Origin of the sequence: Lactobacillus sp. PV034 (assembly GCF_014522305.1) — a bacterium.
Lineage (GTDB): Bacteria > Bacillota > Bacilli > Lactobacillales > Lactobacillaceae > Lactobacillus.
The window spans coordinates 864,742-889,839 of record NZ_CP041982.1; the positions used below are offsets into that span (position 1 = coordinate 864,742).

Below are 25,098 nucleotides of genomic sequence, written 5' to 3' on the forward strand. Positions count from 1 at the left end.
TAAAAAGTACAAAAAATAGGATAAATATCGTAATATACTGCCCATTTTTCATTATTTTAGAGTATCATTGTAATAGTTTAAAGAAGGAGAATTGTCATGCTGAAGAGTGAACGACCAATAATTATTGGAATTGCCGGTGGATCTGGTAGTGGTAAAACAACTATTGCTAACGAAATTTACAACCAATTACATCAAAATGATCGTATTTTGACTATTACACAAGATTCTTACTACAAGAATAATGACAAACTTTCAATGGATGAGAGAAAGAGAATAAACTACGATCATCCAGACGCTTTTGACATGGAATTACTAGTAAAACAACTAGATGAGTTAATCCATTATCAATCCATTGAAATGCCAGTTTATGACTTTACCGCCCACACTAGAAGTCATGAAACCATTCATACTGAACCAGCAGATATTATAATCTTAGAAGGAATTCTAGTTCTTTCTGATAAAAAACTTCGTGATTTAATGGACATCAAGGTCTTTGTTGACACTGATGAGGATATCAGATTTATTCGTCGCTTACAACGCGATACTGAACAACGTGGACGAACTGTAAGTTCAGTCATTAAACAATACTTAGCTACAGTTAAGCCAATGTACAACCAGTTTATTGAGCCAACTAAGCGCTATGCTGATATTATTGTGCCAGAAGGTGGAGAAAATACTGTTGCCATTGATATGTTAACTACTAAAATTCGTTCCGTTTTAACGCGCTAATTAAGAAAAGGGAAGAAGTAACCACTTCTTCCCTTTTTACTTGACCAAATTATCGCCATCTAGAGTAACCATCCTTAAAACAAAACCAGTTGGATTAAGTTTAGCTTTCATTGAACTTGTACCATTGGTGCTCTCTAGATCTGCCCTTTTAACATTTATATTCCAAGCGGTATTATTCCCTTCATTATTATTCACAATATAATCGCTCTTTAAAATTACATTAGTTAATGTAAAGTTACCTTCATAAAGAGAGCTTGAACCACCACGAAGAGTATTATCAGTCATAATAATATTTCCTTCAGTAACATCTAACTTTATTTCATTTAAATCAGAGCACAGAACTTTTAACTCACCTTCATAAGCAGATAAACTGCCCCCATTAATGGTACAGCTATGGACAATGAGATCACCACAATTAGTTTTAAGTTCAGTTTTTCCAATTCTAGAATTATAAACTTTTAATTGACCTTCCTGACACATTGCATGTAACTTTTCAATATTTAACTTGTTGAGATCAATATCACCTAATTTATTAAAAAGTTCACACTCTTGCAATTCACATGAAGCAGGAATAATTATTTTTAAGACTTGATTTGCCAAAATTCCCTGTCTATTTAAATGGGGAGTTTGGCGAATATAAAGTGTATCATCTTGCACTTTGAAAGTCGGCAAGAGATTTTCATTTCCAGCAAACACAAGTTGATAATCATTTCCTCTTTCAATAAAAAGAGTTATTTTTGCAAACTTTCCGATAATTTTAGAAAAAGAATTTAATTTAAAAACTTTTTTATGATAAGTTTTACATTTGATTCCAAGTAAATCGCCAAAATTCATAATTTTTCCTCTTACTAAACTTTCAATAAGTAATTAAATAAGATTGTGATTTGATTATTGTACTACTTTTTTAATTCGGAGCAAAATTTTACCAAGGCTTATCAAGAGAAATATCAGATAAAAAACCTTCTTGTCTTCGACGTTCATTTTTACGTACTTCCATTCTTTTTGAATACAAACCTGTAAGCTTTTTTTGTTCTTTTGTTTCAGCAATTAGTTTTTCATAATTTACCCTTTTCATAGGATCAAGGATTACAAAAATCATAAAGCAATAAAATCCTAGAAAGCGTTCACCAGTTAATAAATGTTCACCAATTATTTTTACAAAAACTTCGATTGAACGCTTACCAAATCCAGTTACATATGCTTCTAAACACATTGAATCGCCTAGTTTAAACGGTTGAAGAAATTGAATTTTATCCAAAGCTGCAGTGGCAAGCCTGCTGCGAGCCACTCTCGAGGCAGCAATGGAAGCTTGTCCGTCTACCAACTCTAGAATTCTACCTCCATATACTGTTTCATGTTCATTTAAATCAGAATTTAAAACCAGGTGGTTTGAAACTACTAAAGTATCGTTACACTTGATTGTATTCATCGAATTTCTCCTTTAAACCTTAAATAATTTAAGCAAATCATCTATTCTCCTTTAAATAAAAAAGCATAAAAATAAAAACTGATTTTCCGATAAAAGGAAATCAGTTTTATTCAATCTTACCAGCCTGTCTTTTGCAAATGGTTGGCAAACATTGATAACGAAAAACATACAATAAAGTACATTACTGCAATAATAATATACATTGGAATCAAATAGGTTGAATTTTGTCCATAGATAATTTGGGCATGATACAGCAATTCTGGCAACACTATAATCGTTGCTAAAGAAGTATCCTTAACTAAAGATACAAACTGAGACAACAAGGACGGTACCATCTTATGAAGGGCTTGAGGCATAATAACATGAGTCATGGCCTGCATGTAGGTCATCCCATTTGAACGGGCGCCCTCCATTTGACCAGGATCTACAGCTCCAATCCCACTCCGAACTATTTCAGCAACCATTGCCCCTTCAAATACTACTAAAGCAATGATTGAAGCTACAGTTGGATCAGTAACTAAGCCTAATTCTGGTAATCCAAAATAGGTAAAGAAGATAATTAATAATAGTGGCAAATTACGTATGATATCAATAATAAATCCCACGACTGCTGAAACATATTTTATTTTGACATAACGAATAAAACCCAAAATAATTCCAACAACAAATGATAAAGCAATTGAAATTAATGAAACATAGATCGTTACCCACAAACCTTGAAGAAGAAAGCGGATATCAATCCAAGAATATGCATGAATAAAGGTTTCCATTGACTAATCTTTCTCCTCTCTAGGCTAATTTCTTTTCTAGATAGCGCATATAATAACTGAGCGGTAACGTTAAGATAAGGTAAAATACGCCAACAATTATATAAGTATTAATCGTTTCTAGTGTTGAAAAGGCAATCGTATCTGCTTCGTACATCAAATCAAAACCAGCAACAAAGGCTAAAACTGATGAATTCTTGATTAAGTTGACGAACTGATTTCCTAGTGGCGGAATAACAATTCTTAACGCCTGAGGTAAAATCACATATCTCATTGCCTGGCTATAGGTCATTCCGTTAGATCTTGCCCCTTCCATTTGTCCTTTTCCAACCGAATTAATACCTGCGCGTACCGTTTCCGCAATAAAAGCAGACGAATAAAGTGCTAGTCCAATAGTTCCAGCTGCAAAACCGGACATCTTAATTCCTGATCTTGGTACAACCAAATAAAAAATCATTGTGATAACCAATAAAGGAATATTTCTAAAAATCTCAATGTATACGTGTGCCACAGCACTAGCTACTTTTGAAGGAGCAACTTCCATTAAAGCAAAAACCACTCCCAAAACCAGGCTAAAGAATAAGGCAATTAAACTACACCAAATGGTGGTCCAAAAGCCATGAATAAATTGTGGCCAGTTATCAACTAGAATCTTAACCATTAATACCTTCAGCCTCCTTTACATTGAATCCTGGAATTCCTGAGAACCATTTCATAATTAAACGATGATAAGTTCCATCCTTTTTTAATTCTTCTAGTCCTTTATTAATTCGTTTAAGCATATCTTTTTGGCCCTTATTCACTGCAATCCCATAAGGTTCAGTTGTATAAGTTCCACCCACCAACTTATAACCAGGATTTTCGCTTGCTATTCCGGCTAAAACACCATTATCAGTAGTCATAGCTTGTCCTTGACCTGCTTTTAGAGCTGCAAAAGCTTGACCATAGTCATCATATTCTAATACTTTTGCTTTAGGAGCAAATTTTTTAACGTTTGCGACTGCAGTAGTACCTTTTACAGCAACTGCAGTTTTACCATTTAAATCCTCTATGTTCTTAATATCACTACTATTCTTTACCAATAGTGATTGCCCTGCGTTAAAGTATGGAACTGAAAAATCAACTTGTTTTTTTACGTTCTGGCGTAATCGTCATTGTTGCAATTGCGGCATCGATATTTCCATTTTTTAACAAAGGAATTCTTGTTTTAGGGGTGGTTTGGATAAATTGCGCCTTACCATTTTTTCCTAAGATTTGCTTGGTTAAGGCATTGGCCAAATCAATTTCAAAACCTTCAATTTTTCCAGTTTTGATATCCATTAACCCAAACAAACGAGTATCAGCTTTTACACCCCAGTAGATAGTATTGTCTTCCTTAGCTTGCTGATATACATTTTCTTCAGACTTGCGGCCACAAGCTGATAAAGAAAACAATAATAAGAGAAATAATGGTAAGACCAGAATTTTCTTAAATTTTTTCATGATTAGCCACCCAACTTCTCAGTAATAACTTTACTTAAGAATTGACGTGCACGCTCTGATTTTGGATGGTCAAAGAATACTTCAGGTTTTTCATCTTCTAAAACTTGACCTTGGTCAAAGAAAATCAAACGATCGCCGACTTCACGTGCAAAGCCCATTTCATGGGTAACAACTACCATTGTAATACCTTGATCTGCGACATAACGCATTACATCTAACACATCTTGAATCATTTCTGGATCAAGGGCACTAGTAGGTTCATCAAATAAAATCACTTTTGGATTCATTGCCAATGAACGAGCAATAGCAACACGTTGCTTTTGTCCACCAGATAATTGAGCTGGATACATATTAGCACGATTTTCCAAGCCAACTCGTTTTAACAAGTCCATTGCTCTTTCTTTATTTTCAGCATCTGGGCGTTTCAAAACAATCTTAGGGGCTAAAGTAATATTTTCAAGGACAGTATGGTTATCGTACAAATTGAAGTGCTGGAATACCATTCCAACATCTTTTCTAATTTTATTTAAATTAGTTTTTTTATCTGCCAAATCAAAGCCATTAACAATTAATTTACCCGAATTAATTGCCTCTAAACCATTAATTGTTCTAATTAAAGTACTTTTACCAGATCCCGATGGTCCGATAATTGAAACCACTTGTCCAGCATTGATGGTCAAATTGATATCTCTTAAAGCATGGTAGCTGCCATAATATTTTTCAACATGCTTAAATTCAATTATTGGTGTTGCCATATTATTCTCCTCTATTTTTTCTTATCAGATCCATTTTACTACAAAAAAAGAGATCCAAAATTGAATCTCTTTTTTATTTATTACTTTTATCTTATTTTACTTTTATTTTTCTTCGCTCATTAGTCGGTCAATACCCTTTACCATGAAGAAAAGAATAATACCAAAGACGATACTTACAAGACCAATAATTGCAAAAAATGGAACTTCAGTCTTAGTTGAATAAAATTTAACAATTTGTGCAAATGCTGCTTGCCCTACGGCGTCACATAAGAACCATAAACTCATCATCTGTGAACTAAAGGCCTTAGGTGCTAAACGACTAGTTGCAGCTAATCCAATAGGTGAAATGAGCATTTCCGCAATTTCAACAATGAACCATGATCCTACAAGCCAGAATGGACTTACTCGACCTGCTGGATGCAAAAGACCTGGAAGGGTCATAAATAAGTATGAAAGACCAGCAAACACCAAACCAGCTGCAAATTTACCTGCTGCAGATGGCTGATTCTTCCAAGTATCCCATAGCCAAACGAAGAATGGTGTCAAGATCATGATAAATAATGGGTTCAAAGTTTGGAAGTTGGCAGCTTCAAAGTGCCATGCACCAATGTGAAGCACTGTTCTATTTTGAGCAAATAACGCTAAAACAGTAGAACCTGATTCTTCAATTCCCCAAAAGATTGCACCAGCAATAAACAAAGGAATATAAGCCAAAACTTGTTTGTGTTCCTTCTTAGTAACTTTAGGGCTACGTAACATAATTACAAAGTAGTAAATTGGAAAAGCAATGGCTAAGATAGTTATGATATTAATAATATTTTCAATATTTAAAGAATTGAAAACAGCCATAATTCCAAAAATTATTCCTACTAAGATAATAATTAGAAGCGTTTTCCAAACAATTGAACGTAACTTATCAGCAGGAATTGGATCAGCAGGATGCAAACTCTTTTCTGAAAGAGTCTTCTTTCCACCAAAATAATACACAACCAAACCAATAAACATTCCAATTGCCGCAAGTGAAAAACCAGCATGGAAGTTAGCTACTTTACCAAAAGCATGAAAACCAAAACCATCTTTAGCCCATGGAACTAAAATAGGCGCGATTGCTGCTCCTAAATTAACCCCAAAAACGTAAATACTGAATCCAGCATCACGTCGATTATCATTCGGACCATAAAGATGTCCAACCATATCAGAAACGTTTGGCTTCAAAAGGCCAGTACCCAAAACAATAAATACAATTGAAGTATATAAAGCACCGACACCCATTGGGAATGAAAGGACAATATGGCCAATCATAATTAAGACACCACCATAAAACACAGTTTTACGTGGTCCCCAAATACGGTCAGAAACCCACCCACCGAGAATTGATGCCAACATTACTGATGAACCATAAATTGACATAATAGATGCGGCGGTGGTTTGATTCATTCCTAATCCACCCTGACTAATTGCATAGTACATGTAGAATAGAAGAATGGCACGCATTCCATAATAACTGAATCTTTCCCATAATTCAGTCTGGAATAAGACGGACAGTCCTTGAGGTTGTCCGAAGAATGTCTTTTCTTTTTTTGTATTTTCCATTAAATTTTAACCTAACTTTCTTTAACTTTAATAAATTATAAAGTAAGATTGTTATATTTTATAACTTTATCAAGGTTTTAGTCAAGTTTATTACTATTCACGTATATAATAATTATGGTGCTATTTTAATATTTATCTCACAAAAAAGAGATTAAGTAACCAACTCAAACTCTTTTAATTTAGGCTTTTACAGGTAATTTTATCTTTGCTTTTTCCAAAATATGGCCTTCAGCTTTTTCTAAAAATTCGTTGAGCCAATATCCTGAAGGTAGCGCCAGCTTTTTATCCAAGGCGTAAACAGTCAAAGTATAATTATGGGTACCATCTGGTGGTTGTGGCCCAGTATATCCAAGCTTGGGTCCAGTTTCGCCACTCAAAAACTTGCTTGCATTACTATTTCTGCCCTGAACTAAATCAAATTGCGGATCTAAACTGGTATTTTCAGGAATCAAATGATGGCTAGGATCTATATTAGCCGCTAACCAATGAATCCACACAAAGCCACACACAGGGACAGAATCAAAATCATCTAAGTAAATTGCTAGAGATTTAACACCTTCCGGAACATCAATAATTTCAATTGGAAAAGAAACAGCTGGTTTGCCATCAACCTTCAAATTTTCAGGCGCATGCTTAGTATATTTATCAGGTAAATATCCCTCACTATTTAAATTTACTTTTACTTTCATTTGTTTCACCTAAATAAGTTTAAAACTATCTAATTTTTCCTTAGTCATATCACGAATAATTGCAGTAGCCAGATCCACTGAAGCCTTAAAATCGCTATAAGCACTAAAACAATATGGAGAGTGCTCATAACGTACTGGAATTCCAATTACAATAGTTGGAGCTCCATATTCATAATAGATAGCCGCCCCATCTTGACCACCACCCGTTCTTACTGAACGAGTGTAAGGAATATGATTTTTATCTGCTAAATCACACGCATACTGTTGAAACTTAGGATTTGGTAAAAATGTTGTATCCATGTCTCGTAGCATTGGACCACGTTTCAACCCAGTTTGAGATAACCATTCTGGCTCAAATGTATCATCTGCTGGACAACTTTCTAAAACAATACAAAGATCCGGCTTAACTTTTCTACCAGTAACATAGGCTCCACGTAAGCCAACTTCTTCTTGAGCAGATAAAGCAGATACAACATCAAAGTTAGTCTCTTCATTCTTTAAGTTATCCAAGACATCTATCATCGCTCCTGCTCCAAACCGATCATCAAAATCTTTACCAAAAAATAGTCCTGATTTTTCATGATATTCACATTTTACATCTACAAAAATTGGACAACCGGTATCAATTTGATAATCATTGATAGTTTCTTGACGACTAGAGGATCCTACATCAATCGACATTTCTGCTATATCCGGAATTGAATTTCTTTCAGCTGCAGTCATAAAATGTGGTGGCTTAGTTGCTACCACGCCTGAAATATAGTCACCTGCACGGTTTCTAATCTTTACCTTAAGAGCAGGAATATTATATTTTACCCAACCTCCAAGTGGAACAAACTTAATTAATCCATTTGGTCTTACTGCTTGAGTAATAAAACCAACTGCATCAGAATGAGCATCCATTTGAATAACTGGGCGATCTCCCTTATTTTCCTTCCTGGAAGCATAAACATTTAACATTCCATCAGTCTCAATATTAGCTGTACCTTTAGCATAACTTGAAAAAAGCTTAACAAATTCTTCTTCAAAACCTGATGTTGAATTAGCATCAGAAAATTCTTTTAACATTTCTATTTCTTGCTCTTTTTTCATGACGACTCCTATTACAAAATACCTATTTTTACCTTTATTCTAATCATCTATTAGAAATTAATCTATAAAATAATCCCTAAAATTACCCTTAGCTAAACTAAAAAATAAGCGTAAAATAGAATTCAGTTTTAAAAGAGGAAGTGGAGTACGTGAAAAAAGAGAAGCCCATTTGGAAACGAAACCTTTTTGTACTATCAATCGCTGTCTTTATCGCAGGAATTGCGTTTTCAGAAGTCATGCCTTTCTTGCCCTTATATATTAAGACTTTAGGTGAATTTTCTAAGCAGCAATTAAATTTCTGGTCTGGTTTAGTTTTTTCTGGAACCTACTTTGTTTCAGCCATTGTTTCTCCTTGGTGGGGGAAACTTGCTGATAAAAAAGGGCGTAAGTTAATGATTTTACGTGCCTCTATTGGAATGGCTATTGTTATGGCAGCCATGGGATTAGTTCAAAATGTCTGGGAATTGTTTGGTTTAAGAATGTTCCAAGGAGTATTCTCTGGCTATGTTTCTAATTCAAATGCTTTAGTAGCAACTGAAACACCAAAGGAGAAATCAGGACAAGCCTTAGGTACAATGGCTTCATCATTTACTGCAGGCAACTTATTAGGACCATTTGTTGGTGGTGCCTTAGCTTCTATTTTTAGTTATCGAATTACCTTCTTTATTACTGGTGGACTTTTAACGCTTATCTTTTTCCTTTCACTTTTCTTTGTTCATGAAGATGACTTTAAGCCGATCGAAGACAAAAAACTAGAAAGCACCAAAGGTGTAATTCAGGCATTGCGCTCTCCTGCTTTGATTTTTGGTCTGCTATTAACTACTTTAATTATTCAAGCTGCTAACAATTCTATCAACCCGATTGTCTCCCTCTACGTTGCCCAGTTGATGCAGAATCATGGTAATATTGTATTTATTTCCGGGGTAATAGCTGCATTACCAGGAATTGCTACTTTTTTAGTTGCATCTCGTTTTGGTGTTTGGGGTGACCGGATTGGGACTCATAAAATTATTGTTGGTGGTTTTATTGCTGCAACTATTTTTTTCTTTTTAACTGCTTTTGTCCAAAATACTATCCAACTAGGAGTTTTAAGATTTTTAGTAGGATTTTCTGATGCTTGTCTAATTCCACAAGTCCAAACTTTATTAACCAAAAATTCACCTGCACAAGTTACTGGAAGAATTTTTTCTTGGAACCAAAGTGCGATGTACATTGGAAATATTGTCGGACCTTTATTAGGTTCAACTGTTGCTGGTATTTCGAGTTATAGTATGGTTTTCCTTGTTACTGCAGGCATTGTGGTTCTAAATTTAAGTCTCTTCCAACTAAACGTCATTCATAATTTGGATCGTTAAAATTTAAGCTAACTAAAAAATGGTATGGATAAATTGATTTGTCCATACCATTTTATTTTGTCATTATTTAAAGCTACTTTTTTCTTTATTATAGTTAAAGTAAAAATTAAAGATCACTGCTAAAATCAACAAAATCAAAGATACTAACATAATTTGATGGATCCCCTTATGAAAGATTTCACGCATCAATGGTAATAAATGTTGCGGCAATAATTTAGCAGTTTTAGCATCACTTAATTCATTCAACATTTTCATCGTAATATTATGATGTTGCTTGATTCCATTTCCTAAAGCAAAGTTCATAATAACTCCATAAACCGCGGCCATAATCGTTTGAGCCAAGATTCTAATTAAATATGAAGTAGAAGTTGCAGTAGCCATGTTTTTGCTGCCAGCATCCATCTGTACTTTAACTTGAAGGGCAACGAAAATAAAACCTACTCCTATTCCAGAAAAAGTACCAATAATTACCAGCATATATAAAGGCGTTTGAAGAGTTGAGAAAAATAGTCCTGCTACTGAGATTACCATTGTAATTAATCCAATCAAGACCAAAGCAAAAGTTCGCAAGTGCTCTTGAATCGTAGCCACCATCTGGGAAGCAATAATTTCAAAAATCGAGTTAGGAATTAAGGTCATTCCACCTAGCAAGGCTGACAAGCCAAGCAAAGCCTGTGCCCACATTGGTAAATAAGTATTTACTGCCAAGAAGGCACCCCAACTTAAAGCAAACAGTAAAAAGTCACCATTTAAATCTTTATTTTTAAATAATTCTAACGGAATAATCGGGTTATCTGCCCGACTCTCATGATAAAAGAATCCAGTCAGAATTCCCAAGCTTACCACAATTAAAAGAATTACTAACCAAGTTGCAGTTAATCCCAACATTTGAACACCAAGTAAGAAAAGAATTAAGCCACAAACCAATAACAAGGCACCTGGTACGTCAAACGTTACCGGTGCTTGTGGAGTAACTGGCTTATAAAAGATTAAGCTAATAATCAACGCGATTAAGCCAATTGGAATATTAATATAGAAGACCCAATGCCAAGAGATTGCATCAATTAACCAACCACCAACTAGGGGTCCCATAATCGCTGCTCCATTAAAGCTTGCAGTCAAATAGCCCAAAATTTGAGTTCTCTTCTTAATATTTGGAAAAATATAACCAGCAATAATATAAGGTAGTGATCCCATACCACCTGCACCAATACCCATAACAAATCTCGCTACTAGGAAGAAGAAAATATTAGGAGCTAAACCTTCAAGAGTTGATCCCACAATGAAAAAAATTAGTGAGATTTCAAAGGCTAGCTTATTAGTAATTTTCTCACCAATTTTGGTCCAAATCGGAATTGAGATTGACATCCCCAACAAGAAAATCGCTACAATCCATCCCATAAATTGAATCCCATGTAAGGCAGATACAATTGCTGGAATCGCAGTATTGATTATTGTGCCATCTAAACCTGACATTACATTACCTAACATCAGGGCAACTGTAACCATTGTCACTTGCTTTTTATTCATTCTTCTCCGCTTTCTTTGGTACTACATACAACTTTTTGCTACTTTATTATGCAAAATTTTTCTAAAAATTACCAAGACTTTTTTAAATTATTCTGACTAAAATGCAAATTACTTGAAAAAGTTCTATCTTTGTGAATGTTACTCATGTATAATTGTGTTTGCTGTTATTTTTCACTTATTTTTTCAGGAGGCATAGAAAAAATATGGCACACACTTGGTTTGCAAAATATGTTGCAGAATTTCTAGGTACCATGATTCTTGTTATGTTTGGTAATGGTGCTGTAATGAATACCGTTTTGAAGAAAACAAATGGTAACAATGACGATAGTAAAGGCAATGGTGGTTGGCTATTAATCGCAATCAGTTTTGGTTTTGGGGTAATGATTCCTTCAATGCTCTTTGGTTCCGTTTCTGGTTGTCATATTAACCCTGCTGCTACGTTAGCTCAAGCTTTTGCTGGCGTCTTTCCTTGGACTCATGTAGCTCAATATATCATTGCTCAGTTCCTTGGTGCAATGGTTGGTCAGTTAATTCTTCTTGCAGTTTACTGGCCAAGTTTTAAAGAAACTACTGATGCAAATATTATCTTTGGTTGTTTCTCCACTTCTGATACCCACAACAGCAAGTTAAATGGTTTTATTTCTGAAGTTGTTGGTACTGGTGTTTTAATGTTTGTTGCAATTGGACTTTACCATGGCTTATTCTTCCACAACGCTATGGATATAGCTAACATTGGTGTCGGATTTATGATTATGGGTGTGGTTTTAGCACTCGGTGGTGTTTCTGGTCCATCTCTTAACCCGGCACGTGATTTAGGTCCACGTATTCTTTATGCAATCTTACCAGTACCAAACTCAGATCGAAATGCACATTGGAACTATAGTTGGGTTGCATCACTTGGCCCAATCGTTGGTGCAGCAATCGGTATTTTCCTTTATAAAATTCCGTTTGGACTTTAATTAAACTAAAAAATATGGCTCATTGAATTCAATGAGCCATATTTTTTTACAAAATTTTTATGCATAAACTTCATGCTTTAAGACACCGATATATGGAAGGTTACGATACAATCCATCATAATCTAACCCATAACCAACTAAAAATTCATTTGGAGCATTAAAACCAATATAGTCACCTTGTAATTCTACTTCATGACTTTGTGGCTTATCCATCATGGCACAAATCTCCACGCTTTTAGCTCCACGCTTTAAGAATAAGTCCTTCAAAAATTTTAAAGTGCGACCAGTATCAATAATATCTTCCATGATAATCACCGGACGATTTTTTACATCATATTTAACATCTTGAATTAAGTTAACTTTTCCAGTTGAATGAGCTCCCTCATAACTTGAAGCCTTAACAACATCAAGGTTCATCATAAAGTTTAAACGTTCTAACATTTTGCCACTAAAAATCAAAGCTCCAGTCATGACTGAAACTACTAATGGCAATTCTTCACTATTAGCATATTTTTGGTTTAATTCGTCTGCTAATTCATCGAGACGCTTATTCATCTTATCTTGGCTAATTAATACTTTTTCAATATCGTTATTCATGTTTATTTCCTTACTCAAAATTGTCAACGATAAGATTTTAACACATTTTAAAGATAAATAAACTATTTTTATCTAAAAAATTACGTAATTTACTAACTTTGTAAAAAGATTCAGTTAATATTGTTCGTATTTTAAAATATAAGTTGTTTTTGCGTAATTATTTATGGCAACAAATATCTTTTTAAGGAGTAGTAATGAATAAATGGTATGGTTTTACCCAAGATTTAGTATTTGGGGAAGTAATGAAAAATAAAGAATTTTGCAAGTATATGATTCAAGCTACAATCCCTGAGCTTGATGAAATCAAAATCATCAATATTGAAACCCAAAAAGAATTTAAGGGTACCGATACTGATGAAAAAGGCATTCGCCTTGATATTTTTGTTAAAGATAATAAAGGCAACCTATTTGATGTGGAAATGCAAAATACTAATGAGCATAATTTAGGTAAACGTATGCGCTACTATCAATCTAGAATTGATACTTTTGCATTAGATTCTGGCAGTACGTATAATAATCTTAAAAGGTCTTACATTGTGTTTTTATGCATGTTTGATTATTTCAATCAGGGAAAAGCCAGCTATAGTTTTCACGAATATGAAGATTCAAACAGAAAATTACAATTAGATACTGCATCGACAAAAATAATTATTAATGGGACAGCAACTACAGCTGCACATAATTCAAAGTTATTAAGTATTATCGACCTAATGCAAGGCAAAGTTGATTCTTCTAATAAATACATCCGCTATGCTGAAGAAAAAATCAACCAAATTAATAACGATCCTAAGAAAAGGAGAGCAATTATGGAATACGAGACAAAACTACTTGAGAGAGAACAAAAGGGCGCGACAGATTCCTTAAATTTGTCAAAAGAAATTAAAAAGCTTAAATTAAATGGTTTCACAACTGAGGAGATTTATTCTCAACTAAAGAACCATAATTATTCTTTATCTGGAGCAGAATTAAAAGAACTTATTAATTTAATCAATTAATTACAAAAGGACATCCCTTGGATAATATGTTTTCCAAGAGATGTCCTTTATTTTAAATAAGGATATTGAGCATGTTCAGGTACTTGATCCCAAGTAATTGTATGACCCGCACCATGATAGCAAAAGACAGAATTAGGAGTATTATCAATATCTGACAATGGATCATAGTTTTGGCTCTGGATAATTTCACTACTATTTTGGCAATCCTGATAGCCGCTTACGACACACTCTAAACTTCCCTCACCATGACTATAACTTCTTACTTCCTGTTGATAATTCTTCATTTGGGCCACCGGTGCTTGACCAACTAAAGTGTCTTCTCCTTCAATTTTAAAGTTTCCACCCATTTTCTGAATATCATTAATTGCACGACCAAGCTGGTCAGAAGGAATGGTTAAGCGAAAATCATACCATGGCTCTAAAAGCTTCACAGCTCCTTTAGCCTTTAATTCCATCAACCCCTGACGCACTCCACGCCAACTTGCCTGTCGAAAATCTCCACCAACTGTATGAACTTCACTACCTTTTCCACCAATTAAAACAATTTCAACATCAGTTAAAGGAAAACCTCCTAATACTCCTAAGTGAGTCTTTTCCCTTAATGCATGCAAAATCTGGTGTTGCCAATTACTTGGCAAAATTTCTAAACTACATTCTGATTTCACTTGAATTCCACTACCAGCTGGTAACGGCTTTAACAAAAAGTGAACTTCAGCATAATGACGCAAAGGTTCAAAATGGCCTACTGCTTCTACTTCTTGAGTAATTGTTTCTTGATATAAAACATTACCTTGAACTAATTTAACGTTTAAATTAAATCGTTCTTGCAATAATTGTTCTAATATTTCAGCCTGCATTTGCCCCATTAATTGGACGCTAATTTCGTCTAAATCTTTACTCCACTCTACTTTTAGTAAGGGATCTTCTTGCTCTAATTCTTGCAACGCAACTAAGACTTGGTGCAAATCTTCTGCTGTTTCTACACTATAATTAAGAACAGGTTGTAAATATGCTGTACTTAGATCTTGCTCTGCTCCTAATCCCTGACCAACAAAACTTGAAGTAAGTCCTTTAATTACGCTAATTTGTCCTGCTTGTAACTCTGAAACGGTCTTAAATTTTTCACCATTATATTGGCGAAGCTCGTCGGCTTTTTCATCTCCTAAAGACTGTTTTGCTTTTAAAATTCCACCTGTGACTTTTACCCAAGTTAAGCGTTCATTTTGAGAAGAAGAAATCTTAAATACACGTGCACCAAATTCATCCGTAAAATTAGGCGCAAGTGTATATTGGTCAAGACCAGTGAGAAATTCAGTAACTCCATTAAGTTTCAGTGCTGAACCAAAATATGTTGGAAAAATCTTTCTCTTCTTTATTAACTTTTTAATTTCTCCAAGAGAAATTACCCCATTTTCTAAAAATTCTTCTAATAAGTGCTCATCGACGGTGGCCATATTTTCATCTATTTCTGCCTTTGGCGCAGTAAAATCCACAAGGGCATCACTTAAGTCTTTTTGCAAATTTGAAAATATCTTTGCCTGATTGTCTACTTGATCAATCTTATTAACAAAAATAAACGTAGGAATTTGGAGTTTATCCAAAAGGTGCCAAATAGTCTTCGTATAAGCAGTTACCCCATCAGCAGCCGAAATCACTAAAATGGCATAGTCTAACACACTTAAACTTGACTGCAATTGGTTCACGAAATCGATGTGTCCTGGTGTATCAACCAAGGTAAAATGAGTATCTTGCCAATCCATTTGTGCTACATGAGAAAAAATTGTAATACCTCTCTTTTTCTCTAAGACATCAGTATCTAAAAAGGCATCCCCATTATCCACTCTTCCTAATTTGCGTAGACTGCCAGCTTTGTATAGCATCGCTTCTGAAAGCGTAGTTTTACCAGCATCCACATGAGCTAAAATACCAATATTTATCTGTTTCATAAGTATTTTCCTTTAGTTAATTACCCATTACTTTATTAAAAAATATTCTTTTACCCTTTAATGATATCTTTTCTACCACATAACCATAGTTTTGGGCCTCTTTTTTATAAGTCAAAAAGGCATGATCAATCTCAAAACCTAAAATTTCTTTAATTTCTTCAAAACTCAAATCATAATTTTCTTTATTATTAGTACTTAAATATTTCCAAAGTGGTTCGTATTTACTCATAAATTATCCTTTAAATTATGTTGTTTTTCTTACTTACTAACAATTTTATCACGATAACTTTGAGCCTATAGTACAGTTATTGCAATTAAACAAAAAAATATTCTAATTCAGTCACATAATTTTATAGCACTGATAATAGAAAAAAAGAAAGTTATAACTTATAAACACTAAGTTCTAAGTTATAACTTTCTTTTTTCTTAAAACCACCCTAAACATAGTCTTATCAATTGTAATACGATGTTTAATAAGAAGAATACAATTACTACTATCCAGAATACTTTATTTTTCTCTGGTCGATTAACCAAGGAATTCATAGCAATCTCTACTAACATCAAAGACGCAATTATGCTTATAATTGAACCTGAACTATTTTTAATCCAAAAAGTGGCTACTAGCATAACAACAGCTGTTAAGTCTAGAATCAAATTCTTTATTCTTTTACTCATCTTTCTTCCCCCCCTTCATAATTAATTTATAATTCAGGATCGTTAGGCCACTTCTCATCTTTGAGATGCAGATACAACATACCTTCTATTTTCTAATTAGCAGTCAGAGGGTATTTTTGATCTAATTTTGGATTTACTTTATTTACAATTAACCAGCGTCTTACTGGAATCATTACCATCCAGCCACCTATCCACAAAATTTCTAAAATATCATAGACATTATCCGAAATAGAAAGCATGGAAATAAGCGTATATATAAGTAACATTATTACAATATAGATGCTACTGTAAAATAGTTTAAACGTATGAAATTCGGTATAACGTTTATCCTCTTGCTCTTGTAATTTTTCTTGCTGCTCATCTGGATCAAGCTCGAATAATAGATCATCTACACTTACTCTCAACGCTTTTGCAACTAAATTCAAGGTAGAGCTACTTACGTCTTCTTCATTTTCTAAACGCTGAATAGTTCTAACAGAAACATTTGCCTTTTCAGCTAATTGTTCTTGAGACAAATGTTGGGATAAACGTAGTTCTTTTACTTTATTTTTCTTCATTTTATTGACCTCCCACCATTTTTAGCTTAAGTCTAATAAAACAACCTATCATTTCCCAGGTAATGCTTATGACAATTAGCCGCCAATTGTCCGCCACAAATAGTGGCCACGTCATCAATAATATATCCTAACTAATTATATGTTTCTTTCTTAATTTCCTATCTTTATGATTGGTTTCATTACTTCTTTTTCAACACACTAACTGCTTCAACATGTGGTGTTTGTGGGAACATATCCACAGGATCAATTCTATCAAAGCTATATCCAGCATCTTTAAACTGTTCTAAATCACGTACCATCGTAGCTGGATTACATGAAATATAGACAATCTTTTCTGGACCGGTTTTGACTGCCGCTTCAATAAATTCAGGAGTTAAGCCCTTACGAGGTGGATCAACAAAAATCACGTCTGTCTTTAAGCCATCGGCTGCCCATTTAGGCATGATGTTTTCAGCTTTTCCGACTACATAATGAGCATTATCAATTCCATTTAAAGTAGCATTATTATTTGCATCTTCAACAGCAGGCTTGACTATTTCCATCCCCCGAACTTCTTTGACGTGTTTTGCCACAGATAAACCAATCGTTCCAATCCCAGAATATGCATCAATTACAACATCATCCGGCTTTAATTCAGCCTTATCAATCGCTAATTGATATAAGCGAGGAGTTTGCAATGAATTAATCTGGAAGAAACTTTGTGGTGAAATTTTAAATTCGACATCCCCAATTTTATCCACAATATAATCTTTTCCCGAAAGCAAATAATCCTTTTTCCCCAGAATTACATTGGTCTTTTGTGGATTATGATTCAAAACAACGCTAGTTACACCATCAATTTTGCTAATTTCTTCAGTCACCTTGGCTAATTGTGGAAATTCTTTGTGCAAAGTTACCAAAATCACCATAATTTCCCCAGTTGCCTTAGAACGGCGGACATCAAGATAACGCACTTCACCTTTATGATTCCTTTCATCATAAGCAGGAACCTGATTCTTACGTAAAATATCACGAACTGCTAAAAGAGTACGGTCAATTTCAGGATCAGTAGTAAAGAAATTAGTCAAAGGCATCAAATCGTGTGAGTGACGGCGGAAAAAGCCAATCTCTAATTGACCATTTACGTTTCTTACTGGGACTTGGCCCTTATTACGGTAACCAACTTCTTCGGGACTAGCCAAAGTTTGTCCTACTTCGACATCATCCATGTGTGCTTTTTGCAAAAGATTAACTACTTGCTGACGCTTAAATTCAAGTTGCTTGTCATAATTTAGATGTGCTAAAGAAGCTAGTCCTGTTTGCACCCATTGGCGCAAACCAACCTTCATTCGATCCGGACTTTCCTTCACCATTTCTTCAATCTTAGCAAAAGCAAAATTTTTCTTTACTTTTAAAATCTTGGCTTTAACCACTTCACCTGGTAAAGCATTATTTACAAAAACAGTGAGCCCCTCATGATGAGCTACACCCATTCCTTCATAAGAGAGATCAGTAATTTCTAATTCTACAATTTCGTTCTTTTGCATAAGTATCCTCTTTCTCTTACTTTTTTCTTTCTACGACGGTATTTTTAATAATTATACCATCAAATTTTAAAAAAATATTGACACCAAATTTCTCTCTTGCTATTATGTTGATTAACATAAATCAATCGTCCTAGTAGGAGCTTTGTTAGGCGTCAGAGAGCTGGTGGGGATGTGCGAACCAGTCAGGCAAAGAATTCTGAATTACAGCGATTAAATTACATTTATCGGTACTAACAGAACCGTTATCTTCTGTAGAGATCGAGTCTTGTGCTTGAATTTGGGTGGTACCGCGATTTCAATCGTCCCGTTGATTAATTTCAACGGGACTTTTTTATTAAGGAGGACTAAAAATGAAAAAGAAAGTCTCTTTTGGTGAAGCTCTCACCATTTTGGCTATTTTACTAATCATCTTAGGTTGGTCAGTAATTAAACTCGGCTTAATGCCAGAAGTACCCGTCTTATTCACTGTCTGTTTATTAATTTTCTGGGCAAAATTTAGAGGTGCCTCATGGACAGAAATCCAAGATGGAGTGAAAGAGGGAATTAGCGTCGCCATTATTCCAATCTTTATTTTTATCCTAATTGGCGCCTTAATTGGGTTATGGATTAAAGCCGGAATTATCCCTTCAATTATGGTTGCCGGATTCAAACTAATTAACGGTCAATTCTTTGTTCCTTCAGTATTCATCGTTTGTGCTATTGTTGGTACAGCAATCGGTAGTGGTTTTACGACTATTTCTACCGTTGGAATTGCTCTGTTTGGAATTGGCGTAAGTATGAATCTGAATCCTGCTTTAATGGCTGGTGCAATTATTTCTGGAGCAGTTTTTGGTGATAAAATGTCTCCTTTATCTGATTCTACTAACCTTTCTTCTGCGGTAGCTGAAAGTGAACTATTTGCCCATATTAAAAATATGATGTGGTCTACTATCCCTGCCTTCATTGTTTCTTTAATTCTTTTCTGGTTTTTGGGAAATAGTGGCCAGATGCATGCTTCAAAAATTCAACGTACAGTTCATATTTTACAAAGTAACTTCTCTATTAGTTGGTGGGCCATTGCACCAATCCTATTGATGATTTACTGTGCTTGGCGTAAAATCCCTGCAATTCCTACCTTATTCCTTAATATTGTTTTGAGTGTAGTTATGATTTTTATTCAAAATCCTCATCAATCTATTACTGCTTTAAACGATATTATAATGAATGGTTTTGTAGCTAAAACTTCTGATAAATCTGTTAACCTTTTATTAACTCGTGGTGGAATTTCTAGCATGATGGGCACAGTGGCCTTGATTATTTCTACTCTTTCTTTAGGTGGATTACTGATGAAATTTGAAGTGGTACAAAATGCAATGAAGCCACTTGTTGACCATTTGAAAAAGCCAGGTCGCTTGGTTATTACCACTATTCTTTCCGGGATTTGTATCAACCTTTTCGTTGGTGAGCAATACCTTTCAGTAATTTTACCAGGACGTGCTTTTAAACAGGCTTACGACAAAATGGGCTTATCTTCCTTAGCACTAAGCCGTGTCTTAGAAGATGGTGGTAGTGTTATCAACTACCTAATTCCTTGGGGCGTTGCCGGATCATTTGCGGCATCAACTTTAGGAGTGCCCGTGCTTGACTTTATCCCATTTACCTTCTTTAGTCTACTTTCACCAGTCTTTTCTATTTTATCTGGAGTAACTGGTATTGGTTTAAAGTGGAACAAAAAAAATAAGTAAGGTTTAATAAGATAGCTTTATTACTTCTTTTTCCTTATACTAGTAATATGTAAAAGTTTAATATTCTCTTGTATAAAATAATTGTATTTAGAAAGAGGTTGTAAAATGGATAATTTTTCCAATCAATCTGAGCACCGTCAAATCGTTGACAATGCTGCTCTAAATAAGTTTTTAAGTAAAATGTACGGTATTATGACCTTAGCAGTCTTTGTTTCTGCTCTCACTGCTTACTTAACAATGACTGTATTTGCTGTACCAATGAGTCGCTTTTTATCCCATTCTTGGAGTGTGTGGCTTCTATTATTATTACCTTTTGCTTTAACTATTGGAATAAGCTTTAAAGCTACTCGTAATCCCGTTGCTAGTTTTGTCATGCTTATGATAACAGCAATTGCTTATGGCATTACCTTTGCCGTTATTGCTTCAGCTTATACTGGTGCCGACATTGCAGCTGCCTTTCTTTCATCAGCTGCTGTCTTTATCACAATGGCAGTTATTGGTACTGTGACTAAAAAGAATCTCTCAAACCTAGGTTCTTATGCTTCAGCAGCTTTAATTGGTTTAATCGTAGCTTGGATCATTAATATGTTCCTCAGAAACCCAATGGTTGACTACGTCTTTTCATTTATTGCAGTAATTATCTTTACCATTTTAACTGCTTGGGATGCTCAACAAATGAAAAAGCTTTACCTCCAATATGGTAATGAAGTTTCTACTACTGGATTGGCCGTTCAAGGTGCTTTAATGTTATATCTAGATTTCATTAACTTGTTCCTCCAATTCTTAGAAATTTTCGGTTTTAGTGACCGCAACTAAACTTAAATACTAATAAAACCTCGAGATTTGTATTTTGAATCTCGAGGTTTTTCTTATCGTAATTTATTATTGTAATTTACGTATTAAATTTTTTACAAAAATATCTTAACTCTGCAAATAAATTAAATAATCCTGGTTTATACAAAACTGCATTACTATTTCTCTTACAGTCAATAATAAACCAAAACTTTTTAATTAAACTTTGACAAAAGAAAAATCACTTACCAATTTTTAAATATTAATTAGTAAGTGATTTTTAGTTACTCCACACCTTTTAAAGCTTGTACCATATCAATGTTCTTAATTCTACGACTAATAAATAAAGTGGTTGATAACGAACAAATCCATACGAATAAAGATGCAATTACAATAGTTTCCCAGTTATAATATCTTGTATATTCCAAATTAATAGTTGAAAATGTTTTAACGTACTGTCCTAAGAACCATATTCCAGCCGGTATACCTATTAGCCAACCAATAAAAGTAGTAATCAAATTCTCAATAAGTGTTAATCTACGTAATTCTCTCTTATGTATTCCCAGTACACGCAAAGTTGCATAGTCTCTCATTTTTTCGACAAAACTTAATGATCCTAAATTATAAAGAACGATAATAATTAATAATGCACCAAATATAATAATTAAAGCGAAAATACTCATTAGGCTATTTACAAAATTATATGCATTCTTTTTTTGTTCATTAATGGAAATTGTTGAATTAATATCTTGTTTATGATATTTATAATTCTTACCAACTAGTAATGTTGTTGGCTGGTAAAATCCTTTAGCTTTCTGCCAAGTATGGGCAGTTATATAGGCACCTTGATTAGTTTCTGTAGTGATAATACCTTTAACTTTGAAAGAATATTGCTTATTACTTCCAAAAGTTCTAACCTTTAAATTGTCGCCTTTTTTAATATTTGCCCTCTTTGCAAATCCTTGAGTCACATACAAGCCACCATTCTTAATACCCATGCCATTTGTTGTTTTCATATTAACGTAATCACCCTTATCAACTATAATTAATAATCTATTATAGCCATCATCGGGTGAAAAATGAGCCTGACTAATTTGTACCCATTGCTTAGCTTGAGGATGTGTCCTTGAATATGATTCATAATTATTAACATACAGTCGTTTATTATACGAAAAGTCTGTATTATATGCTTTATCCACAAGATGTGTCATCGACTGTGGCATACCAATTCCAGCAATTGTTAACATCATGCCACCAGCTACACCAATAATTCCCATTAATGTTCTTGTACGATTGATAAAAGCATCTCTAATAGCCCAGCGTCCAGAATATGGTAAGTGTTTCCACAGATTTTTCCAGTGCTCAAGCCATATTTTTTTTGCTTTTGTTTCTTCATTTCCCCTCAGATAAAGAGCAGGTACTCCTTTTGATCCACTCCTAGCTGCTAAATATGCAGAGAAAACGCAAATTAAAATGACCAATATCATTACCATCCAGGCAGAAAAACTATATGAAACCTGCCAACTAGGAAGAGAAAACATATTCTTTTGTGATGATAAAACATACCAAGAAATTAGTGGAGCCACTAAAGCACCAACAATTGTTCCAAGACTACCCACTAGCAAGCCAAAACTTGCATAATGAATTTGAATTCTAAAATTTGAAAATCCTAAGGCCTTCAAAGTAGCTATTTCCTCTGTTTGGCTAGTAATCAGGCGTCTAATTGTAGTATACATTGCCAAAATTGCCAACAAAAGGAAAATAAAGGAGAACATATACGAAAGGTTCTTAATTTCTCCAACTCTTTCTATTGCCGTAGAAACATCTGGTAAAGTGTGTCGATTATAATATGTTAATAATCTAGCACCAAATATTTTCTCTATTTCTTTTCTAAAATTTTTATGCTTTCCATCAATCTCAACAATATTTTGAGGTCCTTTATAATTAAATACTTTTCTTAGAGCTTTAGGTGAAACATAAGCATAACCATAATTAGAATAGTTAGGAGCAATAAACTCCTGCGTTCCAGTGAAATATATTCGACTAGGACTTTGGACAATACCTCTTACTTTTAAATGTAAGTTTTGATTGGTATAGGTTAATGATAAATTATCTCCAACTTTTAAAGAATGAGCTCTAGCATATTCTTTATTAATCCATATTCCATTCTCACTCTGGCTATTGTATTTTTCGCCTTTTACCCGGTATAACTTAATTAGCGGTTTTTGAAATGAATCGATAATTAGATAATGGTTATCCTGCTTAACTTGTAACCTAGTTCCAAAACTTAATTTTTTTATACCTGAAATATCTTTTAACTTACTTTTGTCATCTTTAGTAATATAACTTCCCTGAATCCAATAATTAGGTAAATTATTTTTTGTTAAGTAACTATTTAAGCTTTCCTGTAATCCATGCCACGCCCCTTGTAAACCGACAAATACAATAATAGACAGTGCAGCCATTAAAAAGACCGACATAAATTGAGCCCAATTATGGCTTATATCTCGAAATAATTTACGATTTAATAATTTCATTTGTTAAACTTTCTCCACAATTTTCGGACTTTTATTACCATATATCTTTTCTATTTGACCATCTTTTAGTCTAATAACATGATCTGCATACTGTTCAAATTTTGGATTATGGGTCACCATTACTACAGCAGTCTCACTTGATTTAGAAATATCCTGCAGTATTTTCATAATTTTTATGCTCGTTTTTGAATCTAAAGCTCCCGTAGGTTCATCACATAATAATAATTTTGGCTTTTTTGATAAAGCTCTTGCAATCGAAACTCTCTGCATTTCACCGCCAGACATTTGGTTAGGAAAATTATTGAGCCGCTCAGACAATCCAACTTGACTTAAGTAATCTTCTGCCTGATGATCGTTATTATTTAATTGTGCCGCAATTGCAACATTTTCTAGTGCAGTTAAACTCGGAATCAAATTATAAAATTGAAAAACAAAGCCAACTACTTTTCTTCTATAATCCGTTAATTCATGATCATTTAACTTAGAAACTAATTGATCATTAAACTTAACTGCCCCTCTAGTTGGTCTGTCCATACCACCTAAAATATTTAACAACGTACTTTTTCCTGAACCAGACGGTCCTAAAATTATCGTTAATTTTCCTTGTTCTATCTTAAAACTCACTTCATGAAGAGCCTTCACTACTTGGTCACCAACGTGATATTCTTTATCAATTTTTTCAAATTCAATCATTAGATCAACTTTCCTCTTCTTAATTAGATAGTTATTTTTAAAATACATGACATATCATGTATTTTATGTAATGTATGATATGCCATGTATTTTATGATGTCAATAGATTTTAGTCTAGAATTGCATCAACTAAATTAGTAATATAAAATTATTCCTACAAGAAATACGTTTAGAGAGTGTGTGATAAATGGATAAAAAAATTGAAATTTTAAGATTTTTAATCAAAAGTTGTGAACGTGAATCATTATATGTTTTTAATAATTTACTTAAAGATTTAGAATTAACATCAAATCAAGTTGAAGTAATAACTATACTAAACTCATACGGTGCAATGTCTTTAAAAGAATTAGGTAATTTACTAATTTGTGAAAAAAAATCTCCTAGTAGATTAGTACAATCTTTAATTAAAAAGAAACTATTGATTAAAAAAATTGACGAAACAGATAAAAGAGTTAGTTTAATTGATTTAACTTCCCAAGGAAAAAAATTAATTCCTAAAATAAATGCTGCTAATGAAAAGTTTAATAGGATTATTGAAAAAAAAATCAATGATTCAACTCAAGTCGATGAATTAATAGCCATTCTCAGTGAATACCTAAAGGGCACAGATAGTCTTTCTAAAATACAGAGAAGATATTACAAAGAAAAATAGATATCCTTTATTTTAGTAAGTCCC

The 25,098-nt window shown here is 33.8% G+C and carries 24 protein-coding genes and 1 pseudogene; 7 read left to right on the top strand and 18 right to left on the bottom strand.

Features of this window, described 5'->3' with window-relative positions:
• Positions 1-96 precede the first annotated feature (96 nt).
• Positions 97-729 (top strand): uridine kinase, encoded by a 633-nt coding sequence (udk, locus tag FP432_RS04480; RefSeq protein ID WP_265488134.1) that lies wholly within the window; start codon positions 97-99, stop codon positions 727-729.
• Positions 730-765: 36 nt separating this feature from the next.
• Here the strand turns inward: udk and FP432_RS04485 are convergent, their stop codons facing one another.
• From FP432_RS04485 to FP432_RS04525, 9 genes and pseudogenes are all read right to left on the bottom strand, one after another.
• Positions 766-1,563: a DUF4097 family beta strand repeat-containing protein gene (locus FP432_RS04485; RefSeq protein ID WP_265488135.1), complete on the bottom strand. Its 798-nt coding sequence runs from the start codon at positions 1,561-1,563 to the stop codon at positions 766-768.
• An 88-nt stretch (positions 1,564-1,651) separates the two neighbouring features.
• On the bottom strand, positions 1,652-2,158 hold the full coding sequence (locus FP432_RS04490) for an acyl-CoA thioesterase (protein ID WP_265488136.1): 507 nt from the start codon (positions 2,156-2,158) through the stop codon (positions 1,652-1,654).
• A gap of 116 nt (positions 2,159-2,274) precedes the next feature.
• Complete coding sequence (locus FP432_RS04495) at positions 2,275-2,928, bottom strand: amino acid ABC transporter permease (RefSeq protein WP_265488137.1); 654 nt, start codon at positions 2,926-2,928, stop codon at positions 2,275-2,277.
• Between the two features lie 19 nt (positions 2,929-2,947).
• The gene (locus FP432_RS04500) at positions 2,948-3,586 is read right to left on the bottom strand and encodes an amino acid ABC transporter permease (RefSeq protein WP_265488138.1); all 639 of its coding nucleotides are present in this window, start codon (positions 3,584-3,586) and stop codon (positions 2,948-2,950) included.
• Positions 3,579-4,407, bottom strand: a pseudogene (locus FP432_RS04505) (transporter substrate-binding domain-containing protein). The gene FP432_RS04500 and the pseudogene FP432_RS04505 overlap by 8 nt, the downstream one beginning before the upstream one ends.
• Before the next feature lie 2 nt (positions 4,408-4,409).
• A complete protein-coding gene (locus tag FP432_RS04510) occupies positions 4,410-5,162 on the bottom strand; it encodes an amino acid ABC transporter ATP-binding protein (RefSeq protein WP_265488139.1) in 753 nt (250 codons plus the stop codon).
• A gap of 102 nt (positions 5,163-5,264) precedes the next feature.
• A complete protein-coding gene (locus tag FP432_RS04515; protein WP_265488140.1) occupies positions 5,265-6,755 on the bottom strand; it encodes a peptide MFS transporter in 1,491 nt (496 codons plus the stop codon).
• 179 nt (positions 6,756-6,934) lie between these two features.
• Positions 6,935-7,444 carry a YbhB/YbcL family Raf kinase inhibitor-like protein gene (locus FP432_RS04520; protein WP_265488141.1) on the bottom strand — a complete coding sequence of 170 codons (510 nt, stop codon included), beginning with the start codon at positions 7,442-7,444 and terminating at the stop codon, positions 6,935-6,937.
• Between the two features lie 9 nt (positions 7,445-7,453).
• A complete protein-coding gene (locus FP432_RS04525) occupies positions 7,454-8,536 on the bottom strand; it encodes a M42 family metallopeptidase (RefSeq protein WP_265488142.1) in 1,083 nt (360 codons plus the stop codon).
• A 149-nt stretch (positions 8,537-8,685) separates the two neighbouring features.
• Between FP432_RS04525 and FP432_RS04530 the strand changes: the two genes are divergently transcribed.
• Positions 8,686-9,891, top strand: a complete 1,206-nt coding sequence (locus FP432_RS04530; protein WP_265488143.1) for a multidrug efflux MFS transporter — start codon at positions 8,686-8,688, stop codon at positions 9,889-9,891.
• Between the two features lie 63 nt (positions 9,892-9,954).
• Here the strand turns inward: FP432_RS04530 and FP432_RS04535 are convergent, their stop codons facing one another.
• On the bottom strand, positions 9,955-11,421 hold the full coding sequence (locus FP432_RS04535; RefSeq protein ID WP_265488144.1) for an MFS transporter: 1,467 nt from the start codon (positions 11,419-11,421) through the stop codon (positions 9,955-9,957).
• 203 nt (positions 11,422-11,624) lie between these two features.
• On the opposite strand from FP432_RS04535, the gene FP432_RS04540 reads away from it, so the two are divergent.
• Complete coding sequence (locus FP432_RS04540; RefSeq protein WP_265488145.1) at positions 11,625-12,380, top strand: MIP/aquaporin family protein; 756 nt, start codon at positions 11,625-11,627, stop codon at positions 12,378-12,380.
• 57 nt (positions 12,381-12,437) lie between these two features.
• Here FP432_RS04540 and hpt read toward each other — a convergent pair whose 3' ends face one another.
• A complete protein-coding gene (gene hpt / locus FP432_RS04545) occupies positions 12,438-12,977 on the bottom strand; it encodes a hypoxanthine phosphoribosyltransferase (protein WP_265488146.1) in 540 nt (179 codons plus the stop codon).
• A 194-nt stretch (positions 12,978-13,171) separates the two neighbouring features.
• On the opposite strand from hpt, the gene FP432_RS04550 reads away from it, so the two are divergent.
• A complete protein-coding gene (locus tag FP432_RS04550) occupies positions 13,172-13,972 on the top strand; it encodes an Rpn family recombination-promoting nuclease/putative transposase (RefSeq protein WP_265488147.1) in 801 nt (266 codons plus the stop codon).
• A gap of 47 nt (positions 13,973-14,019) precedes the next feature.
• On the opposite strand, the gene FP432_RS04555 is transcribed toward FP432_RS04550, so the two are convergent.
• The 5 genes from FP432_RS04555 to rlmD form a co-directional block, all read right to left on the bottom strand.
• On the bottom strand, positions 14,020-15,918 hold the full coding sequence (locus tag FP432_RS04555; RefSeq protein WP_265488148.1) for a GTP-binding protein: 1,899 nt from the start codon (positions 15,916-15,918) through the stop codon (positions 14,020-14,022).
• Positions 15,919-15,934: 16 nt separating this feature from the next.
• A complete protein-coding gene (locus FP432_RS04560; RefSeq protein WP_265488149.1) occupies positions 15,935-16,147 on the bottom strand; it encodes a hypothetical protein in 213 nt (70 codons plus the stop codon).
• Positions 16,148-16,344: 197 nt separating this feature from the next.
• Complete coding sequence (locus FP432_RS04565; protein WP_265488150.1) at positions 16,345-16,593, bottom strand: hypothetical protein; 249 nt, start codon at positions 16,591-16,593, stop codon at positions 16,345-16,347.
• A 92-nt stretch (positions 16,594-16,685) separates the two neighbouring features.
• Positions 16,686-17,150 (bottom strand): helix-turn-helix domain-containing protein, encoded by a 465-nt coding sequence (locus FP432_RS04570; RefSeq protein WP_265488151.1) that lies wholly within the window; start codon positions 17,148-17,150, stop codon positions 16,686-16,688.
• Positions 17,151-17,329: 179 nt separating this feature from the next.
• Positions 17,330-18,676 carry a 23S rRNA (uracil(1939)-C(5))-methyltransferase RlmD gene (gene rlmD, locus FP432_RS04575; protein WP_265488152.1) on the bottom strand — a complete coding sequence of 449 codons (1,347 nt, stop codon included), beginning with the start codon at positions 18,674-18,676 and terminating at the stop codon, positions 17,330-17,332.
• Between the two features lie 350 nt (positions 18,677-19,026).
• Here rlmD and nhaC point away from each other — a divergent pair, with 350 nt between their 5' ends.
• Positions 19,027-20,400 (top strand): Na+/H+ antiporter NhaC, encoded by a 1,374-nt coding sequence (gene nhaC / locus FP432_RS04580; protein ID WP_265488153.1) that lies wholly within the window; start codon positions 19,027-19,029, stop codon positions 20,398-20,400.
• A 105-nt stretch (positions 20,401-20,505) separates the two neighbouring features.
• Positions 20,506-21,216 carry a Bax inhibitor-1 family protein gene (locus tag FP432_RS04585; RefSeq protein WP_265488154.1) on the top strand — a complete coding sequence of 237 codons (711 nt, stop codon included), beginning with the start codon at positions 20,506-20,508 and terminating at the stop codon, positions 21,214-21,216.
• 260 nt (positions 21,217-21,476) lie between these two features.
• Here the strand turns inward: FP432_RS04585 and FP432_RS04590 are convergent, their stop codons facing one another.
• Positions 21,477-23,729: an ABC transporter permease gene (locus FP432_RS04590; protein WP_265488155.1), complete on the bottom strand. Its 2,253-nt coding sequence runs from the start codon at positions 23,727-23,729 to the stop codon at positions 21,477-21,479.
• Between the two features lie 3 nt (positions 23,730-23,732).
• The gene (locus tag FP432_RS04595) at positions 23,733-24,422 is read right to left on the bottom strand and encodes an ABC transporter ATP-binding protein (protein WP_265488156.1); all 690 of its coding nucleotides are present in this window, start codon (positions 24,420-24,422) and stop codon (positions 23,733-23,735) included.
• Positions 24,423-24,609: 187 nt separating this feature from the next.
• Here FP432_RS04595 and FP432_RS04600 point away from each other — a divergent pair, with 187 nt between their 5' ends.
• Positions 24,610-25,074, top strand: coding sequence for a MarR family winged helix-turn-helix transcriptional regulator (locus FP432_RS04600; RefSeq protein WP_265488157.1), 465 nt, complete (start codon positions 24,610-24,612; stop codon positions 25,072-25,074).
• The last annotated feature ends 24 nt before the right edge of the window (positions 25,075-25,098 follow it).

What these genes read in the sequence shown, in the direction of transcription:
- udk (WP_265488134.1), top strand. Translation starts at nt 97, where the DNA reads ATGCTGAAGAGTGAACGACCAATAATTATTGGAATTGCCGGTGGATCT.
- FP432_RS04485 (WP_265488135.1), bottom strand. Translation starts at nt 1,563, where the DNA reads ATGAATTTTGGCGATTTACTTGGAATCAAATGTAAAACTTATCATAAA.
- FP432_RS04490 (WP_265488136.1), bottom strand. Translation starts at nt 2,158, where the DNA reads ATGAATACAATCAAGTGTAACGATACTTTAGTAGTTTCAAACCACCTG.
- FP432_RS04495 (WP_265488137.1), bottom strand. Translation starts at nt 2,928, where the DNA reads ATGGAAACCTTTATTCATGCATATTCTTGGATTGATATCCGCTTTCTT.
- FP432_RS04500 (WP_265488138.1), bottom strand. Translation starts at nt 3,586, where the DNA reads ATGGTTAAGATTCTAGTTGATAACTGGCCACAATTTATTCATGGCTTT.
- FP432_RS04510 (WP_265488139.1), bottom strand. Translation starts at nt 5,162, where the DNA reads ATGGCAACACCAATAATTGAATTTAAGCATGTTGAAAAATATTATGGC.
- FP432_RS04515 (WP_265488140.1), bottom strand. Translation starts at nt 6,755, where the DNA reads ATGGAAAATACAAAAAAAGAAAAGACATTCTTCGGACAACCTCAAGGA.
- FP432_RS04520 (WP_265488141.1), bottom strand. Translation starts at nt 7,444, where the DNA reads ATGAAAGTAAAAGTAAATTTAAATAGTGAGGGATATTTACCTGATAAA.
- FP432_RS04525 (WP_265488142.1), bottom strand. Translation starts at nt 8,536, where the DNA reads ATGAAAAAAGAGCAAGAAATAGAAATGTTAAAAGAATTTTCTGATGCT.
- FP432_RS04535 (WP_265488144.1), bottom strand. Translation starts at nt 11,421, where the DNA reads ATGAATAAAAAGCAAGTGACAATGGTTACAGTTGCCCTGATGTTAGGT.
- FP432_RS04540 (WP_265488145.1), top strand. Translation starts at nt 11,625, where the DNA reads ATGGCACACACTTGGTTTGCAAAATATGTTGCAGAATTTCTAGGTACC.
- hpt (WP_265488146.1), bottom strand. Translation starts at nt 12,977, where the DNA reads ATGAATAACGATATTGAAAAAGTATTAATTAGCCAAGATAAGATGAAT.
- FP432_RS04550 (WP_265488147.1), top strand. Translation starts at nt 13,172, where the DNA reads ATGAATAAATGGTATGGTTTTACCCAAGATTTAGTATTTGGGGAAGTA.
- FP432_RS04555 (WP_265488148.1), bottom strand. Translation starts at nt 15,918, where the DNA reads ATGAAACAGATAAATATTGGTATTTTAGCTCATGTGGATGCTGGTAAA.
- FP432_RS04560 (WP_265488149.1), bottom strand. Translation starts at nt 16,147, where the DNA reads ATGAGTAAATACGAACCACTTTGGAAATATTTAAGTACTAATAATAAA.
- FP432_RS04565 (WP_265488150.1), bottom strand. Translation starts at nt 16,593, where the DNA reads ATGAGTAAAAGAATAAAGAATTTGATTCTAGACTTAACAGCTGTTGTT.
- FP432_RS04570 (WP_265488151.1), bottom strand. Translation starts at nt 17,150, where the DNA reads ATGAAGAAAAATAAAGTAAAAGAACTACGTTTATCCCAACATTTGTCT.
- rlmD (WP_265488152.1), bottom strand. Translation starts at nt 18,676, where the DNA reads ATGCAAAAGAACGAAATTGTAGAATTAGAAATTACTGATCTCTCTTAT.
- nhaC (WP_265488153.1), top strand. Translation starts at nt 19,027, where the DNA reads ATGAAAAAGAAAGTCTCTTTTGGTGAAGCTCTCACCATTTTGGCTATT.
- FP432_RS04585 (WP_265488154.1), top strand. Translation starts at nt 20,506, where the DNA reads ATGGATAATTTTTCCAATCAATCTGAGCACCGTCAAATCGTTGACAAT.
- FP432_RS04590 (WP_265488155.1), bottom strand. Translation starts at nt 23,729, where the DNA reads ATGAAATTATTAAATCGTAAATTATTTCGAGATATAAGCCATAATTGG.
- FP432_RS04595 (WP_265488156.1), bottom strand. Translation starts at nt 24,422, where the DNA reads ATGATTGAATTTGAAAAAATTGATAAAGAATATCACGTTGGTGACCAA.
- FP432_RS04600 (WP_265488157.1), top strand. Translation starts at nt 24,610, where the DNA reads ATGGATAAAAAAATTGAAATTTTAAGATTTTTAATCAAAAGTTGTGAA.